The organism is Rhodococcus sp. C1 (genome assembly GCF_020809065.1).
Taxonomy (GTDB): Bacteria; Actinomycetota; Actinomycetes; order Mycobacteriales; family Mycobacteriaceae; genus Rhodococcus_F; species Rhodococcus_F qingshengii.
This window is the reverse complement of sequence record NZ_CP078080.1, coordinates 97,105-113,789: the sequence shown is the minus strand read 5'-3', so window position 1 is coordinate 113,789 and position 16,685 is coordinate 97,105. Positions and strand designations below refer to the sequence as shown.

The following is a 16,685-nucleotide window of genomic DNA, read 5'->3' as shown; positions in this document are numbered from 1 at the left end:
CATAACGACAGTCGTTTTCATTAATAGTCACATGCTCATCTGTGCGGGTAAGGGTCGGTCCGCAGCGCGCTCGCCCACGCGAAGAACGCCCCGACCAGCGCACAGATGCACGCAACGAGGTAGGCAGTGCCGATGTCCCAGCGTCCTGCGATTGCCCCGGCAATCAAGGCGCCGACCGGCGAACCACCCCAGGCGACCATCCTCGCCGTGGTGTTCACGCGCCCCTGCAGACGATCCGGAGTCAGGCGCTGACGTGCACCGATGCCATTGAGGATGGTGACGGTCGCACAGCCGGAGTAGACGACGAGCGCCGTGATCGCGGCGCCGGTATTGCCGGTTGTCGCAACGACGAACAGCACCACCGGGCCGATGGTCAGCGCCCCGACCGTGATCGCCCCGACCGGCCACCGCGCCGGTAGCCGTGGAAGCACGAGTGCGCCGACCACTCCACCCACGGAGACGGCCGTCCACACGGCACCGATCATCGGACTCGACGTCGCAATCCCCAGCCTCTCGGACGCGTACACCACGAGGAGAGCCGTAACCGCACCCTGCGTCAGCGAATTGACGAAGCCGACGCCGGTCAAGGCCCGCAGAAGCGGCGACTGCCAGAGGAAGTTGAGGCCTTCGCGTATGTCACGCGCAATTCCGGTTCCCGACTTCTTCGGCGCCGCAGGAGTAATCGAAAACGAGGCTCCGATCGAGGCCATGGCCAGCCCGGCCAGTACGTAAGCCAGTGCATCAGCACCCAATGCGTAGGCCGGGCCGATCGAGGCCACGAGCACGCCGGCTATCGCCGGAAAGACAACATCGATCAGCGTGCTGGACGTCCACAGCGCGCTGTTGGCCGCCGGTATCCTCTGCCGACCGACCAGAGCAGGCAGCGCTCCGAAAGCAGCGGCGTCGAACCACACGAAACACGTTCCGATGCACATCGATACGCCGACGGCATGCCACGCCGTCAATACGCCGAGTGCCTGCGCTGCCGGAATACTCGCCAAGGCAAGTGCAGCAACGGCCTGCGCACACAGGATGACCGTCCGTCGGTTGACTCGGTCTGCCACGGCGCCGGCGAACAAGCCGAACACGAGATACGGCAGAACCGTCCCCGCAGCCGCGAGCGAGGTGAGAAACGGAGACCGGCTGATGTCGAACACCAGGATCGGCATGGCCACTCCGGTGACCGCCGCACCGGCTACGGCAATCGTGCGAGCCGTGAAGAACAATCGAAACGATCTGTCCCGAAAGACATGTGGTTGCGCTTCGACGGATCCCGTCGTCGGGGTCTCGCTCATGTATGCACTCTCTTGTACCTGTTGCTCTCCGTGGCGATCTTTCGTACGGTGGCATCGTAATGGAAATGGTTTCCATTACGGAAGGGATGACAATGAGCAACATTTCGTTCGACAGCATCTCCAACTCGGCTCCGACCAATGCACTCCAGGGCGTCGGCACCAACGCTCTCGTCGACAACCCGTTCACCTTCGAGCCGGTTGCCGAGGCAACGTCCGCACACGCCCTGCAGGGTGTGGGCACCAACGCCCTCGTCGACAACCCGTTCAGCTTCCAGAGCTGAAACCTCCCCTGATCCAGACTGTTTCGACAGTCTGATCTGCCGATGACCCCGCCCGCATCCGACTCGTCGGGTGCGGGCACCGACAAGGAGATCCGTGTACGCCCTCGCCGACGGACACCAGCTGTATCCGACCCCGGACGGCACTTGGCATTACCTGACACCGGACGAGAACGCGGTCACGATCGGCGCGCCGGCCGAAGACCTCGCGGAACTCGACAACTTTCTCAGGCGCTCTGGTTCGGTGCTCGGCCCGGGAGCTATCGAGATCGCCGACGCCCTCGTCTCTCGCGGCGTGCTGGTTGTTCCGGGTCAAGCGCCGGAGATTCCGCGCCCACAGCGTGTGCTGATGGACGGGATCGGGCCCGTTGCCGATGCTTGCATCGCCCTGCTCTCCAAGGCTCTTCCGCATCTCGAGGTCGTATCCACTACTGCGCCAATCGAAGACGACGTTGCGTCGTCGGACCTCGTACTGTCGGTTGCCGGGGCTCCTCCTCACGACGAGTGGTCGGAACTCGATACCTGGTGCCGCCGAAACCAAACACCGTGGCAAACCGTCCACGCGGAGCTGGGTGAGATCTGCATCGGACCCTTCTTCGACGGTATCGGCAGCGCAAGCTACCGGGACGTCTGCGGTCGACGGCTTGCCGCGTCGCGCGTCCCGAATCATCTGCAGGCACTGTGGAATCACCTCGCCGGCAGCGAACCTCGCCCGCTCGAACTTGAACCCACCGCAGCCGCAATGGCCAGTGCGCTTGCATGTTCGGACGTCGTGGCTGGTGTACATGGCGCACCGCCATCACACCTTCACCACCAGATCCGGATGAATCCGCGAACCCTCATGATGACTCGCCATCCCGTGCTACCACTGCCCGGCGGCGTTCTCGAACCCGCGCCGACGCTCCGGTGATCTCACTCGGAGTGAAGATCCCGGCAGCAGACGGTTCTTCGTTGGCTACGGATGTGCTTCTCCCACCGGATTCTTCACCGCGGGGACTGATCGTGATCCGCACCCCGTACGGGCGTGGATGGCATCTGGCGGAGGGGATCGAATGGCGATTGCGAGGAACTGCATTCATCTCGCAGGACGTACGCGGACGGCACGATTCCACCGGCTCTTGGGAACCGTACGTCCACGAGCGCGAGGACGCCGCCGCCCTGGCCGAGTGGCTGCAGGATCAGCCGTGGACACCGGAGTGCGTCATCGCGAGCGGGGCTTCGTATGCGGCCGGAACCGCCTGGGCATTTGCTGCCGAGACCAACAGCGCCGATCGGTCATTTCGTGTAGACGGCGTCGTCTCCAAGGTGCCGACCATCGGAAGCGACCGCGTCAAACGTGATCCCTCGGGGATACTCCTCCTCGCCGAGCATCTGGCGTGGTGGGGCGAGCACGGAGATTCGTCTTCCTCCCGTGAGGGTTTCATCCCTGAACTGATGCGTTCGGATTCAGCTTTGCTGGAACATCTCCCGGTGCAGTCGATGATCGAGAAAGTCGGTCTGACCTCCGATTCACCGGGCTGGTTGACGCCGATCCTTCGCGCTCGTAAACGCGAAGACTTCGGTGGCGATGATCTGGTGTCCGCGGACGAACTCTCCGAACTCGACATCGCCGGGCTGCACATCGGCGGTTGGGACGATGCGATGATTCGGGAGACACTGCGGCACTTCACGTCCGTGGGGCGCGGGCCGCAGAGTTTGATCGTGGGCCCCTGGGCGCACGACCTCCGCCCTGGAATGGTCGGCGAGACAAGTTTCGGCCGCCTTCAGGTCGAGTGGATGGAATCGGTATTCGCTGCGCGGCCCCTGACCATCAATCGGGTATTCGACCGGGGTGTCGGCGAATGGTCGACCGAACCGTTTGTCACGGGTGCGAATCGCGTTCATCTCGAACCAGATCGGAAGGATGCGGCCTACAGCTTCCTGTATGACGCCTCACGGGACCGAAACAACTGTGTTGTCTTGACTTTCGATATCAAGCACGACTCCGTACTCTCCGGAACACCATCGGTGGAGCTGAAAGTGTATTCACCCGAGGGCGAAGCCGATTGGATCGCCGAACTGAGCGTCGTCGATCCCGCTGGAGTTACCAGATCGATCGCACGGGGCGCGGGTGTCAGCCTGCAGCCGACGATGGTGACCATCGATCTGGATCCCGTGTTGCACACTGTGCGCGCGGGTGATGTCTTGACGCTGCGGATCGCCGGCTCGGACTTCCCACGACTCGCACGCAATCTCGGAGACGGTGATCGCTATCGAGGAACACGCAGTACCGCACTGCACCAATCATTTTCCGGGTCGTTGACCCTGCCGATACTCGGAGGAACTGCCGGTGGATGACTTGCTGGTCGACGCCCGGAGCGGCGTGCTGACCTCACTGGAACCACACATTCGCTCGGACATGCCGACAGGCTGGGTCGGTTGGGCCGCGAGGGTGGCCGACACCAGAAACTTCGGCGGCAGCGGTTCACTGTTTCGCGCGGACCCTTACGGATTCGGGGCTTCGATACGCGACGATGCAGCAGCTCGCGGGGCGGCGACCGGTGAGGCCGTCGAAAGATATTGCGGCAACGTGGTCCCCGAGGATCTGGTCCGCAGCAGTGCATCAGCGCTGGAACTGGCCGGCTCACGGGTCGTCGATCCCGCTGAATTTGCGTTGTACAGCGAGGATCAGTACCGCCTTCCCGGATTCCCCTTTGTTCCCTTCACCTCTGATCTGAACATTCGCTGGGCATTGGGTCACACCATGGACGAAAAGGTGCCCACCTACGTGCCTGCGGCCCTGACTTATCTCGGGTACTACACAGGCACCCGTCGCTGCGAGCCACCGATCGCGTCGTTGCAGTACGCCGGAATCGCAGCGGGACGCTCACGCGACGAGGCCGAGATGTCAGCTCTGCTGGAACTTCTCGAACGCGATGCCACCGCGCTGTGGTGGTGCGGGGACCGGTCACAGCCGGCGATCGAGCTTTCCGACTGGGAGCGGTTGCCTGCGGACCGCCAACTCGGGGATCTGGAGAGCCAGACCCGGAGCGTTCGAGTGCTGCTGCTTCCCTCCCCCTTCGGCATTCCCGTCGCCGCAGCGTGGATCCGCGATGACCGACGTGGACTGGTCGCGCTGGGCACAGCTTGTCGACCGACGGTGGAGGCGGCAGTCTCGAAGGCACTGGTCGAGGCGTACGCGGTACTTGCCATCACGATCGACCTCGCCGACCCCGACGGGCCGACCTGGCGCAGCGTGGCGGACGGAACGCTGCCGGTGCACCTGTACAAACCCTTTCGGGCCGACCGTCGTTACCGGGACGAGTTCGATCCGCAATGGAAAGACGTCGTCGATCTGCCGACCGTTGCCCAACTTTATCTTGATCCCACGATGGCCCTGGCCGCGGAGGAACATCTCTTCGACTACACCGAAACACTCTCGGTATCAGAGATTCCCGTCGAAGCGCCGGTGGATCTGGCTTCTCTCGTAGCGCTTCTGACCTCACGGGGACACCAGCCGATTTCCGTCGATCTCACCACCGGCGACATCTCGATTGCCGGGTTGCACGTCGTCCGCGTCCTGACTCCGGGCCTGTACAACAACGCTCCGGCAGCCTTTCCCCTTCTTGGAGGTAGCAGATTGACCAGCGCATCGACCACCCATCTGCATCTGCCGGTCCCTCTCGCATGAGATCTTCGCTCGTCGACCGCCGAACTGGGATCATTCGAGAGTTGGTCGACGCCGTTGTTCCCCAGCACTTTCCGCCCGAGTTCAAACTGATTCACTCGTATGTCAGTGATTCAGAATGCTTTTCACCCTGGTCCAGTGACTCGGCCGGCGCCGGATACTGCTTCGATCTGGGTGACCGTGCGCGGCCTACCGCAGCTGCGATAGGCGAAGCGGTGGAACGATATTGCGGCAACATCGTCGCCAAACCGATCGTCCGCGGGTCGGCCGATGCGTTGATCGGAGCAAGCATCGACCTGTCACAACTCGCGCGTTTCGACGCCGCCCAGTACGCGCGGCCACAGTTCCCGTTCGTCGAACCAACCGACGATCTGGAGATGGACTGGACTCGCGGAGCCGACCTGATCACGGGTTCGGATATCTGGGTACCGGCCGAACTCGTCTGGGGTTCGTATCCTCATTTCGTCGCCCGGACGGGTCCGGCGATCTCTCCGGTAGCTCAGGCGGGTCTCGCCGCCGGTCCCACGACGGAATTCGCGATACGGAATGCACTGCGCGAGATAGTCGAGCGCGACGCGATGACGTTGTCCTGGAACGGAAGACGCGGCGTTCGGATCGTCACCGGCATTCCCGAGGCGCTTCTTCGACTGGGCAATCACGACAGCCTCTCGACCAGGTGGATTTCATTCGAGAGTGATTTCGAGATCCCCGTCCTGGGCGCCCTGGTTTGCGACCGACTGTCCGGATACTCGACCATGGGTACCGCTTGCCACGAAGACGCCCAGACCGCTGCGTTCAAGTCACTCGGCGAAGCGCTTCAGCTGCAACTTCTTTCCGCCGACTACGACAACCCGCAGAGCGGCATCGGTCGAGCCGCGGCCTCCCCGACCAGTCCGCTTGCGCCTTGGCGAGCTGACCGAAGCTATGCAGGCGCCTACCGATCGGATTTTGCCGACGTGATGGACTACGGATGCCACCTGCAGCTCCACCTGGACCCGGAGATCCAAGCACGATTCGAGAGTGAGCTGGTCGGTGCCGTCGTCGGCGAGGTGGGACTCGACTCTCTGACATCAGCCGCCGGCACCGAAAGCGCTCTGACGGCAGCCGGTTTCCGGCCGGCATGGGTCGATCTCACCACAACTGATGTTCTCCACGCCGGCCTGCACGTCGTCCGCGTCGTCGTACCCGGTTGTCTCACCAATGCGGCCGCCGGATTGCCGTTTCTCGGCTCGCCCCGACTAGTGGACAGTCTTGCCGGACGATCGGCTCGCACCATCCCATTGCCGCACTGACAGTTCGGGAACCGCCGCTTGCAGCGACTCGGTGGTTTCCACCGCGTGGAACCACGTCGGCTTCGAGATCGCGGCATCCCGAATCACCTGCACGGCGCGCGCGGCGATAGCTGCCGTCGCGACCGACTGGCTACGCCCCGAAACCCACAGCGCCGGGCCGGTATCCGCTCGGGCCATCGCTACCCAACGATCCGAGCCCCACAGCTTCTTCGGCACGACCTTCTGTAGCGCGGGTGCCCACGTCATGGCCGCAAATCCGAGCGTCGCGGTGGACGTGTCCAATCGCAGGTACGTCCTGACCGGAACGCCGAGGTCTCGCGTCAACGCATGCTGGTCCGAAAAGTCGGCCCGCACAGCAGGACCGGTGCGGTAGCCGGTCGCATCGGCCGGTATTCGAAACGTCTTCATCCCGGTGTAGTTGCGAATCGATCGTCCGTCGGGATCAGGAAACCTCGTGCCCAACATTCCGTACGTCCACGCCGTTGCGGCCGGCCCGTGTAGTTCTCCACCGCCGAGGCCGATCAGGATGTCCACGGGTCCGTCGCCGAGTCGATGCGCCTCGGTTGCAAGGACACTGGTCAATCCCGGCGCCAACCCGACGCCCATCAGAACGGGTCCGTCGACCGCTTCCAATTCTTCGCAGTAGCTCGAGGTCGCCGTGATGTCGACGAATGCCGCCCCACCGCGTGCCGCTTCGTCGGCCAGGCGAACATCCTCGAAACCCGACGCATTCACCACGACATTGAAGTCTCGAACCACAGTCGAATACGCGCCTGGTTCCTTAAGATCAACGACGACGTCCGCGCGGACAGGATCACGGCCGGCGGAGTACGCGGAGATTTCGGGGACCTTCGCGAGTTGTTTCATCAGGGGAATCCCGACGGCACCGTAGCCACCGAGTACAAGAACCTTCGTCATTACTTCGCCTCCCGAGTCGCTAGAGTTCGACTCTAGAGTTAGACTCTAATCATGACTGAGGTTCTTCGGGAAGACACGTCGGCGCGGCGCAAGATCATCGAGACAGCGCGTGAGGTTTTTGTCGATCCCGGCTACGCGGCCGCCACGATCAAGCAGCTTGCCGCGGCGGCGGGCGTGTCGGTGCAGAGTGTCTATTTCGTGTTCGGCAACAAGCCGAGCGTGCTGTCAGCACTACTCGACGTGGCCGTTGCGGGCGACGAGGAAAAGACGGCAACTCTCGACCGTCCGTGGGTGGCGGCAGCACTAGGCGCCCCACATCCACTCGGGCAACTCCGGATTCAGGTTCACCACGGACGGCTCATTCTGGAGCGCACCGCAGACATCCTGTTGGCACTGCGGGCTGCCGCTTCCGCCGACGAGGACGCCGCCCGCCTGTGGCAAATCAACCGCACTCAGAGACGCACGGTGCAGGAACATCTGATGGTCGGCATCGTCGAAAAAGCGCCAACCGTCGACCTCGAAACAGCCGTGAACGTCGCACTCACGCTGCTCAGTCCCGAGACCTACACAGACCTCGTGGTCGGCGCGGGTTGGACCGGCCAACAGTACGAAGAATGGGTGGTCAACACCCTTGCCGCCACCCTCGGCCTGGACCGAACCGTCAAATCCCGGAAGTAGCTGGGATTACTTGGTGGGCTTGTCGTCGATGTGCCGTGGGTTGTTCCACAGGCGCTCCGTCAGATCGTGGAGGACGGCAAGGGTGATCGTGTCGTCGTCCCGTCGGAGCAGAGACTGGCTGACCGTCGCGCGCACCAACGTGGAGTCGGAGTGCACGAACTCCTTGACCGAGCCCGGCTCGGAGCTCAGTTCACGATGAGCCTGCTCGGCACTGACGTCGTCGGCATCCTTGTCGTAGAGAATGTCCTGCAGACGCAACGCCGAGACGGCCTTCTTGGGATATCCCAGCATGTCAGCGAAAGACGGGTTGGCAAAAACGATGCTGCCATCGCGGTGAACGGCCATGACCGGCACCGGAAGCCTGTCGAGGAGAATCAGGGCAGGCATCTGCTCCAGATCCGCAATCGGCGATTGTGGCGGCTGCGCAACGTTGCGGCGGCGTTCCATAACACGTCCTCTCAAGTTGCCCGAGTCGACAACAGTCTAACTGCCCAGCAAATCGCGGGTTGACTTCCCGCCCGGATGCAGTGACGAATGCCCGAATCGTGCCCGCCTGAGTCACGCCGCGAGCGCCTCCTGATCCTCCGCCAAGGAACCGTCAACAACACGATAGACAGTATCCATCCGAGACAGGTGACTTCGGTCGTGTGTCACGAGAAGGGTTGCCGCCTCGCGTTCCCGCACCACCCCGATGATCAGATCCATGACAGCGGCACCGCGCTCCTGATCGAGCGCACTCGTGGGCTCGTCGACCACGAGAAGCTGCGGATCGTTCATCAATGCTCGCGCGAGATTGACGCGCTGTCGCTGCCCGCCCGACAGCTGGGACGGCCGTTTTCCGCTCTGATCCGCGAGCCCGACAGCGTCCAGCAAATCCATCGCTTTTGATTTCACGGCCTTGCGACGGGCCCGTGACGTGAACACGGACTGCCCCAGATGCGCCATCACCTGGAGCTGCTCCAGTGCAGTCAGCGAAGACACCAGGTTCGACTGTTGGAAGACGATGCCGATCGACGAGCGTCGCAGCTCCGACGCCGCCCGCCGACTCAGCGCCGCGATGTCGGTGCTGCCTTCCGGCGTCCGAAGATAGACGTGCCCGGAATCCGGACGGATCAGCGTCGACGCCACCGCCAACAGGCTGGACTTGCCCGAACCCGAGGGCCCGGTGATCGCGGCGATCTCGCCGCGGTGCAGTCGCAGAGACACGTCGTCCAGCGCCGTCACCCGCGATTGCCCGTCGGGAAACGTCAGATCGACGTTCTGGATGTCGAGAACTGTGGTGCCGGTTGTCATGGTCATCGTGCGCTCCCCAATGCTGTGAGTGGATCGGTGGTCGAGAGGAATCGAAGTGCAAAGGCCGCGCCGAGCAGACCGAGCCCGATCAATGCCACGGCAGGTACGACGGTGGTGGATGCGTCCAGGACAAACGGCATGGCGTCACCGATCAGCGATCCGGCCACGGCCGTCAGCCCGATTCCGACGGTGACACCGGCAATCAGAACGATGAGCGCCTGACCCAGTGCGTCGCGCACCAGCGAACCGGTAGTCGCACCGAGCGCCTTCAGCGTCGCGATGTCCGGAGTTCGCTGGATCGTCCATACCGTGAAGAACGCACCGATCACCAGGGCTGAGATCGCGAACAACATGAGCGTCATCAACGTCAACGACCCGTTCTCCGACTTGTACGAACCGATCGCGTCGAGCGAACCGCTGACCGTCGTCGACGTCGTCGCAGCCGCCTTGTCCGTTGCGGAAGCGTCAGAGGCTCCGGTGACAGCCAGTACTGTCGCAACTCCGCCGCGTGGATTGGCCGCCTGCCAGTCGTCGAGCGTCATCCAGACGACGGGCGAATGGCTGTACCAGTCGTCACCGCGAACGGCGCTGACGGTGAACTGCTTCGTACCGACGCTCACCTGATCGCCGGCGCCCGCCCCCAGTTCGCGGGCGGCACCTTCGCTCAACACCACCGTGCCTGACGCCGACGGCGTCACGTCACCGAAACCGCCATCAGCGCCGAACAGGGCCACCGACTTCTGATTTCCGTCGGCCAATCCCGCTTTCCCGCGACCGATTCCGATGGGATCGACGTCCTTCGACGTGGAGGTCCAAGCGTTGACCTGGTCCTGCGTGAGCGCCGACTCGTCGAACGACGCCCCGGCTCCGGTGTCGGCGAACACCACCGTGTCGGCATTCATGGCCTCGATGGCCGACACGTTCTGATGGCGAAGTCCTGCAGTCAACCCGCTGAGAAAACTGACCAGAAGTGCAACCAACAGAACCACGACGGAGATCAGCGCGAAACGACCTCGCGCTGCCCGTAAGTCCCTCATTGCGACAAACACTGTGAATTCCTTTCCTGTGCTTGCCTCTACGCTCTCGCGGATGCAGACTCTTTCCATCGCACCTCGGATCGACATTCCAGCGCTCGAAAGAACCATCCCGGTTTACAACTTTTGATGGATGAACCAGGCCCGAACCTCGCTAAGCTGGGCGAGATGCACCGATCTCCGCTCACGCCTGTCTTCGCCGGCCTACAACTGGGCCTGCATGTCCTTGTCATGGCGCTGGCCGGTGTGGTGTTTCTTCGAGCGCTGATCGACGAATCCGACCTGACCGCAACAATCATCGCGTTGGCCGTGATCTTTGTTGCCGTCTATCTTTTCGGGGTCGCCAAAAGGCTGCGCGGCAACGCTGCCCGCTGGTGGCTGGCCGTGCTGACCCTCGTCTGGATCGCGACGATGGCGGTATCCGCCGACGCCGCCTACCTCGCGTTCGGACTCTTCTTCCTCTATCTCCATATTCTGCGACGCCCCTGGAGTCTTCTCGCCGTCACCGCGGCAACGGCTGTCGCCGTGGTCGGCACCGGCCTGCATCGTGGATGGACGATTGCCGGCGCCGTCGGCCCGATCATCGGCGCTGCCGTAGCGGTTGCAATCGGCCTCGGATATCAAGCGCTGTACCGCGAGGCAGCCGAGCGCGGTCGTCTCATCGACGAGTTGATGAATACTCGTGAAGAATTGGCGTCGACGTCTCGCGATGCCGGAAAATTCGCGGAACGTGAAAGACTCGCCGCCGAGATTCACGACACCGTGGCCCAGGGACTTTCGAGCATCCAGATGCTCCTTCACGCTGCCGAACGCGCCGATCCGGACAGCCCGGCCATCCGTCAGATCAGCCTCGCACGGGAAACTGCCGCGGACAGTCTTGCCGAAACCCGCCAACTCATAGCCGAATTGACGCCCGCGGCCTTGGACGGTCAGTCGATCGCCGACGCGCTTCGTCGAATCTGCGAACGCGCGAGCAGTCCTGAACTGGAAGCGCGCTCCGTGGTCGAAGGCGAGGCAGTGCGGCTGCCGATGCCCCTCGAAGCAACATTGGTACGCATCGCTCAGGGCGCGGTGTCCAATGTTCTCCGCCATGCCGATGCAACCAGAATGGCTGTGACACTGACCTATTCCGATGACACCGTCAGCCTCGACGTGGTCGACAACGGTCGCGGTTTCGACGTGGCAGTTCTCGAACGTGGCCCGGCGGAATCTTTCGGCCTCAATGCAATTCGCCGACGCGTCGAACTGCAGGGCGGGACTTTCTCCATCGAGTCCGAGCCGGGACACACGGCCGTCGCAGTGACGTTTCCTCTCGAAGTCGGCGAACCGTGATCCGCCTGCTGCTCGCCGACGATCACGCGATCGTGCGCGCCGGGTTACGAGCGCTGCTCGAAAGCGAAGCCGACATCGAGGTAGTCGGCGAAGCGGGCACCGCCGAGGAAGCCATAGCCTTCTGCGCCACCACGCCGGTCGACCTCGTGCTCATGGACCTGCGATTCGGCCCCGGGAAGACGGGCGTCGACGCCACCCGCGCGGTGTGCGCGCTGCCGAATCCGCCGCACGTACTCGTCGTGACCAACTACGACACGGATGCAGACATCTTGAGCGCTGTCGAGGCCGGGGCCAGCGGGTACCTACTCAAGGACACACCACCGGTCGAGTTGCTGTCAGCCGTCCGTGCCGCTGCGAGCGGGGACAGCGTTCTCTCCCCCGCCATCGCGTCGAAGCTCATGACTCGGGTACGCAAACCCGAAACCAGCCTCAGCCCAAGGGAAATCGAAGTTCTGAAGTTGGTGGCGGCGGGTCGCTCCAACCGAGAGATCGGCAAAGAACTGTTCCTGAGTGAGACCACGGTCAAATCGCATCTGGTTCACATCTTCGGCAAGTTGGGAGTGAAGTCGCGGACGTCGGCGGTAGCTCGTGCGCGGGAGCTGGGTTCGATCTGACATTTGCCCGAATTGTCGAAAGTAGCTGGACAGCAGCAATTTTCGCTCGCAATTCTTCTGTGTTCGAAACTTTGTTCGATTAGACTTTGGGCATGGACAGTCGGGAAGCGTGGCAGCTGGATGGCGAGGGCCTCAAGAGTGAGGTTCTCGATCTGGTGCGTGTCCGGCACGAGTTGCAGTCGCGGTTGGTGTTGCTGATCGTGGAGATGTTTTCCCGGGAGGTTCTCGGTGGGAAGGGTTTTCGGGCGATCGCGCAGTGGTTGCACGGGTCGACGAATTTGGAGATCGGTGAGTGCAGTCTGCTGGTCGGGTTGGCGCGGTTGCTGATGCTCGAACCTGTTGTCGGCGATGCGTTTCACCGCGGTGACGTGGATGCGTTGAAAGCCCGTCAGGTTGCGTCGTTCTGTCAGCATCCACCGAAGAACATGACGCCGGCGGATGTGGACAAGGCCCGCGGGATTCTGCTTGGCCTGGCGTCGAAGAACATTGCTGATTGTGATGCGGTGCGGGCGGCGATCCGCCGGATCGAGAAGCAGTACGGCAAACGCGAAGACGGCGTCCCGGTCGGTGAGGATTCCGAACGTAACGAGTTCTACGCCTCGAAAGGCCTGTACGGGCGCGTGTCGGTGAAGGGTGATCTGGATGCTGTGAACGGGGCCCGTCTGATCACGTTGTTGTCGAGTCTGTCGGCTCCGACACCGGAGAAGGACGGGGTCAAGGACACCCGCACGCCGGCGCTACGGCGGGCGGACGGGTTTTGCGAACTACTGCGGCGGTATGAGCGGGCGGGGTTGGGTCCGATCGAGGGCGGGGTGAAACCGCACATCACGGTGACTGCGTCGGCGAAAGACATGACCGACCTCAAAGCAATGAAGGATATGTTGCCGTCGACTCAGGAACTGGGTTTCGCGTGGACGGATTGGGTGGGCCCGATCAGTATCGACACTGCCCGGATGTTGGCCTGCGATTGCACGGTCACGCGAATTTTGTTGGATGAGAATGGTGTTCCGCTCGACTGCGGTAAGGAAGCGAGAACGGCGACGGTGCCGCAGCGGCGAGCGTTGGCGGTTCGTGATGGCGGGTGTGCGTTTCCCGGGTGCGGAACTCCGTCGGGGTGGTGCGATGCCCATCATATTGTTCACTGGAACGATGGTGGCCCAACAGATCTCGACAACCTGATCTTGTTGTGCGGTCATCACCACCGGACGCTGCACCACACGGAGTGGCGGGTGGAGATCGGCCCGGATCGGAAATCGGTGTTCTATCCACCGATGTCGGTTGATCCGTATCAACAGCCGATCGGCGGGAACAGCCCACCGACAGCGGCGTGAACCGACATAACTGAAAAGGCCAGCGTGTGCACCGGGGAAGAATCATGCCCCGGGGCATACGCTGGCGTTTTCAGCTGCGCTCGATGTCCGTCTTGCGACAGCATCTGTCTCCACTTCGACACGCCGGACCCATAGGGTCGAGGCATGTCTTTCTGCGAACCCGCCCGCGTTGTCACCGTCACGTCCCTGACCCCGCACATGCGGCGAATCAGCATCGAGGCAGAAGGCGACTGGCACTGGCCGACCGGCGGACAAGGCGACGAGCGCATCGACCTCGCGTTCCCGAAACCCGGTGAAACAGAAGCAGAATACGACTACTTCAACAATCCCGACTACGGCAAGGCCGATCTCGGAACCGAGCCACCGTGGCGGCACTACACCGTGCGCAAGGTGCACGACGGCGGCCGACGTCTGGACATCGACTTCGTCGTGCACCCTGGCGGTATTGCAGCGGATTGGGCCCTGCGGGCCGAACCAGGTCACCTACTAGGCGTCTTCTGGTCGGACAGTTCGCGGTCCCACTACCAAGCACCGGCGGGTCCTCGCTGGCAGCTGCTGGTCGCAGACGCCACGGGTCTCCCCGGACTGGGCAGGATTGTCGAAGAACTTCGAAAGGGCGATGTCGCACAGGCGATCATCGAGGTCGAAACCGAAGAGGATCGACAGGAATTTGTCACTCGCGGCGACGTCACGTACACGTGGCTCGTGGGGAGTGGCCTCGGAAAGGCGCCGAGCGCACTGTTCGAGGCTGTGGAGAAGGTCGAGTTTCCCGAATCCGAATCGGCCGACATCTACGCGTGGGTGGCGTGCGAAAGCGCAACAAGCCGTCGCATTCGTAAGCATCTGAGGGAAGTTCGAGGAATTGCTCGCGACAAGCACAATGTTGTCGGGTACTGGCGAGAGGGCGCCGACGGCCACGTTTCCGGCATGAACAGCGAGGAAGTCACCGTCGGCGCCTGAGCGCCGTGATCACTCTGCCGGCAGCGTGTCGGTAGATTCTGTGTGAGCCTGCTGCGCGTCAGCCGACTTTTCCGCCAGCATCTCGAACAGTGCTCGGCGCGCCTCGGCGAGAATTGCCTCGGCCTTGGCTACCTGCTCAGCGGTCCCACCTGCGGCTACCGCGACAGCGGCACCTCGGAGTAGGCCCATCGCGGGACGGAGCGCTGCGCCTGCTTCACCGAAGTGAGGCCGACCGTGTCCGCGCTGGTCAAGTCGACCGCGCCGGCCTTCGGGGCGTCCTTCTGCTCGGTCTTCGAAGCGACCCTCGGGTCGCTCGCCCTCGAATCCTCGACGGAAACCGTGTCCACGATGCGGGCCTCGGCGGCCATGCTCGCGACGTTCTTGCATTTCTGGGTTGTTGTGTGGGGCGTACATGTTGTCCTCCTGGACTGTCTGTGTTTGTTTGACGTATCGACGATATATCGACAATAGATCGAACGCAAGGGTTCGTAGAATAATTCCCGCACCCTCGTCCGGATACGCTGAAGCCGTGAACACGGATCTACAAGCCCAGGCCGCGGACGTCCTACGCCGCCTCGCACTCGACGAATCCCTGAAAGAACGCACCATGGCGGACGCCGCGACGGCAGCACTCGCACGGAAAGTCGCCGCTCGCTACATCGGCGGCGAAACCATCGACGACGCTTTCGACCGACTCCCCTCGATCTTCGCGCGAGGACACAAGGCGAGCATCGAATACACCGGAGAAAGCGTCCGGGATCCCGAACTCGCGAACGCCGAAACCGATGTGTTCGTGGAATTGGCGGAACGGATCGGAACGTCGGGCGTCGACAGCACCGTGTCGTTCGACCTCTCGCACATCGGCTTGGTCATCGATCCGGAGCAGTGCTTTCGCAATGTCGTGCGCCTGGCCGAGACCACGGAACGCGCCGGTGCCGAGCTGATCATCTCCGCCGAAGCGTCCGACCGCACCGACCTGGTCCTCGACATGCACGCGCGACTGGCCGAGCGGTTCACTCACGTGGGGATCACCGTTCAGGCCCGACTGCACCGGACCGCAAAGGATCTCGCCGCTCTGCTGGACCGACCCGGCCGCATCCGTCTCGTGAAGGGCGCCTTCCTCGAAGCCGAATCCGTCGCCTACCCGCGCGGTAGTGCCGAACTGCGAAGCGCGTATCTCGACTACGCAGCCCGAATCGTCGACTCGGGTCACCAGGTCTCCATCGCGACACATGACCGCGACATCCTCGAAGCACTACGCGCCGAGCATGATTCGAAGCTCAGAGGCGAGCACGTCGAGTTCGAGATGCTGCTCGGCCTCGGCACCGAGCAACTGGACGCACTCCGAGGAGCGGGCTTCACCACACGCGAATACGTCATCTTCGGAACACAGTGGTGGCTGTACGTACTCAATCGCATCGCCGAAGAACCGGAGCGTGTCTACACCGCGCTCATCGACGCTGCGCTCATCAGCACTGCAAACTAGATCTCCAACAACAGAAGTGGGGCCGCACTCGAATCGAGTGCAGCCCCACTTGTGTCAGTTTCTAGCTCTCCAGAAACGCCTTGATGCGCGCCAGGGTGGTTTCCATTCCGGTCTGCATCAGCTGATCTCGACCCCGACCGAGTAGGCCGCTACCCGACATCATGCGCACGTAAAGCGCTGGCGTCGCATAGATCTCACGAGTCTCGGTAAGCACGGTGCCCGTTCCCGAAGGCTCGAGCACATAGGTCCACCGCGCTTTCGGCTCGTCCGATTCGAAGGAGAACCTCCGGCAGTCGACCACGTCGACCACCGTGCAGTGCGTGCTCCACCGAATCAGACCATGCTTGTTGGTGCCCTTGAACTTTGCACCCACAGTGCCCGGAGTTCCGGAAGTCCATGTTCCACCGGTGTTTTCAGGACTGAAGCGACCCATACCTTCGATGTCGCTGACAACCTTCCACACCGATACCGGCGTTGCCTCGATGTACGCGCTGGCGGTTTCCACCC

Annotated in this window: 19 protein-coding genes; 11 read left to right on the top strand and 8 right to left on the bottom strand. The window is 62.8% G+C overall.

The window, feature by feature from the left end:
- Positions 1-35: 35 nt before the first annotated feature.
- Positions 36-1,295: an MFS transporter gene (locus KTR60_RS00510; protein WP_228401638.1), complete on the bottom strand. Its 1,260-nt coding sequence runs from the start codon at positions 1,293-1,295 to the stop codon at positions 36-38.
- Positions 1,296-1,387: 92 nt separating this feature from the next.
- On the opposite strand from KTR60_RS00510, the gene KTR60_RS00505 reads away from it, so the two are divergent.
- The 5 genes from KTR60_RS00505 to KTR60_RS00485 all read left to right on the top strand — a co-directional run bounded on the left by KTR60_RS00505 (position 1,388) and on the right by KTR60_RS00485 (position 6,532).
- Positions 1,388-1,576 (top strand): streptamidine-related RiPP repeat protein, encoded by a 189-nt coding sequence (locus KTR60_RS00505; protein WP_228401636.1) that lies wholly within the window; start codon positions 1,388-1,390, stop codon positions 1,574-1,576.
- Positions 1,577-1,670: 94 nt separating this feature from the next.
- The gene (locus KTR60_RS00500) at positions 1,671-2,483 is read left to right on the top strand and encodes a hypothetical protein (RefSeq protein WP_209910768.1); all 813 of its coding nucleotides are present in this window, start codon (positions 1,671-1,673) and stop codon (positions 2,481-2,483) included.
- A complete protein-coding gene (locus tag KTR60_RS00495) occupies positions 2,480-3,910 on the top strand; it encodes a CocE/NonD family hydrolase (RefSeq protein ID WP_228401635.1) in 1,431 nt (476 codons plus the stop codon). The genes KTR60_RS00500 and KTR60_RS00495 overlap by 4 nt, the downstream gene beginning before the upstream one ends.
- Complete coding sequence (locus KTR60_RS00490; protein WP_228401633.1) at positions 3,903-5,243, top strand: YcaO-like family protein; 1,341 nt, start codon at positions 3,903-3,905, stop codon at positions 5,241-5,243. Before KTR60_RS00495 ends, KTR60_RS00490 begins: the two co-directional genes overlap by 8 nt.
- Positions 5,240-6,532, top strand: a complete 1,293-nt coding sequence (locus tag KTR60_RS00485) for a YcaO-like family protein (RefSeq protein WP_228401630.1) — start codon at positions 5,240-5,242, stop codon at positions 6,530-6,532. The genes KTR60_RS00490 and KTR60_RS00485 overlap by 4 nt, the downstream gene beginning before the upstream one ends.
- Here the strand turns inward: KTR60_RS00485 and KTR60_RS00480 are convergent.
- Complete coding sequence (locus KTR60_RS00480; RefSeq protein WP_228401628.1) at positions 6,479-7,450, bottom strand: hypothetical protein; 972 nt, start codon at positions 7,448-7,450, stop codon at positions 6,479-6,481. The genes KTR60_RS00485 and KTR60_RS00480 overlap by 54 nt on opposite strands.
- Before the next feature lie 51 nt (positions 7,451-7,501).
- Here KTR60_RS00480 and KTR60_RS00475 point away from each other — a divergent pair, with 51 nt between their 5' ends.
- Positions 7,502-8,128, top strand: a complete 627-nt coding sequence (locus KTR60_RS00475) for a TetR/AcrR family transcriptional regulator (protein WP_228401626.1) — start codon at positions 7,502-7,504, stop codon at positions 8,126-8,128.
- A 6-nt stretch (positions 8,129-8,134) separates the two neighbouring features.
- On the opposite strand, the gene KTR60_RS00470 is transcribed toward KTR60_RS00475, so the two are convergent.
- The 3 genes from KTR60_RS00470 to KTR60_RS00460 form a co-directional block, all read right to left on the bottom strand.
- Positions 8,135-8,575 (bottom strand): PAS domain S-box protein, encoded by a 441-nt coding sequence (locus KTR60_RS00470; RefSeq protein WP_003943598.1) that lies wholly within the window; start codon positions 8,573-8,575, stop codon positions 8,135-8,137.
- A 111-nt stretch (positions 8,576-8,686) separates the two neighbouring features.
- Positions 8,687-9,427: an ABC transporter ATP-binding protein gene (locus KTR60_RS00465; RefSeq protein ID WP_228401624.1), complete on the bottom strand. Its 741-nt coding sequence runs from the start codon at positions 9,425-9,427 to the stop codon at positions 8,687-8,689.
- On the bottom strand, positions 9,424-10,470 hold the full coding sequence (locus KTR60_RS00460; RefSeq protein ID WP_042920776.1) for an ABC transporter permease: 1,047 nt from the start codon (positions 10,468-10,470) through the stop codon (positions 9,424-9,426). The genes KTR60_RS00465 and KTR60_RS00460 overlap by 4 nt, the downstream gene beginning before the upstream one ends.
- A 114-nt stretch (positions 10,471-10,584) precedes the next feature.
- Here KTR60_RS00460 and KTR60_RS00455 point away from each other — a divergent pair, with 114 nt between their 5' ends.
- The 4 genes from KTR60_RS00455 to KTR60_RS00440 all read left to right on the top strand — a co-directional run bounded on the left by KTR60_RS00455 (position 10,585) and on the right by KTR60_RS00440 (position 14,692).
- Entirely contained in the window at positions 10,585-11,787 is a 1,203-nt protein-coding gene (locus tag KTR60_RS00455) for a sensor histidine kinase (RefSeq protein WP_228401622.1), read from the top strand.
- Positions 11,784-12,401: a response regulator gene (locus KTR60_RS00450; protein ID WP_003943536.1), complete on the top strand. Its 618-nt coding sequence runs from the start codon at positions 11,784-11,786 to the stop codon at positions 12,399-12,401. The genes KTR60_RS00455 and KTR60_RS00450 overlap by 4 nt, the downstream gene beginning before the upstream one ends.
- 92 nt (positions 12,402-12,493) lie before the next feature.
- Entirely contained in the window at positions 12,494-13,732 is a 1,239-nt protein-coding gene (locus KTR60_RS00445) for an HNH endonuclease signature motif containing protein (RefSeq protein WP_228401621.1), read from the top strand.
- 144 nt (positions 13,733-13,876) lie between these two features.
- Positions 13,877-14,692 (top strand): siderophore-interacting protein, encoded by an 816-nt coding sequence (locus KTR60_RS00440; RefSeq protein ID WP_047272699.1) that lies wholly within the window; start codon positions 13,877-13,879, stop codon positions 14,690-14,692.
- A 9-nt stretch (positions 14,693-14,701) separates the two neighbouring features.
- Here the strand turns inward: KTR60_RS00440 and KTR60_RS00435 are convergent, their stop codons facing one another.
- Complete coding sequence (locus tag KTR60_RS00435) at positions 14,702-14,881, bottom strand: hypothetical protein (RefSeq protein WP_003943560.1); 180 nt, start codon at positions 14,879-14,881, stop codon at positions 14,702-14,704.
- The gene (locus KTR60_RS00430) at positions 14,848-15,060 is read right to left on the bottom strand and encodes a hypothetical protein (RefSeq protein ID WP_047272698.1); all 213 of its coding nucleotides are present in this window, start codon (positions 15,058-15,060) and stop codon (positions 14,848-14,850) included. The genes KTR60_RS00435 and KTR60_RS00430 overlap by 34 nt, the downstream gene beginning before the upstream one ends.
- Before the next feature lie 161 nt (positions 15,061-15,221).
- Between KTR60_RS00430 and KTR60_RS00425 the strand changes: the two genes are divergently transcribed.
- A complete protein-coding gene (locus KTR60_RS00425; protein ID WP_054827482.1) occupies positions 15,222-16,178 on the top strand; it encodes a proline dehydrogenase family protein in 957 nt (318 codons plus the stop codon).
- A gap of 61 nt (positions 16,179-16,239) precedes the next feature.
- On the opposite strand, the gene KTR60_RS00420 is transcribed toward KTR60_RS00425, so the two are convergent.
- Entirely contained in the window at positions 16,240-16,683 is a 444-nt protein-coding gene (locus tag KTR60_RS00420; protein WP_030536658.1) for an SRPBCC family protein, read from the bottom strand.
- Positions 16,684-16,685 lie beyond the last annotated feature (2 nt).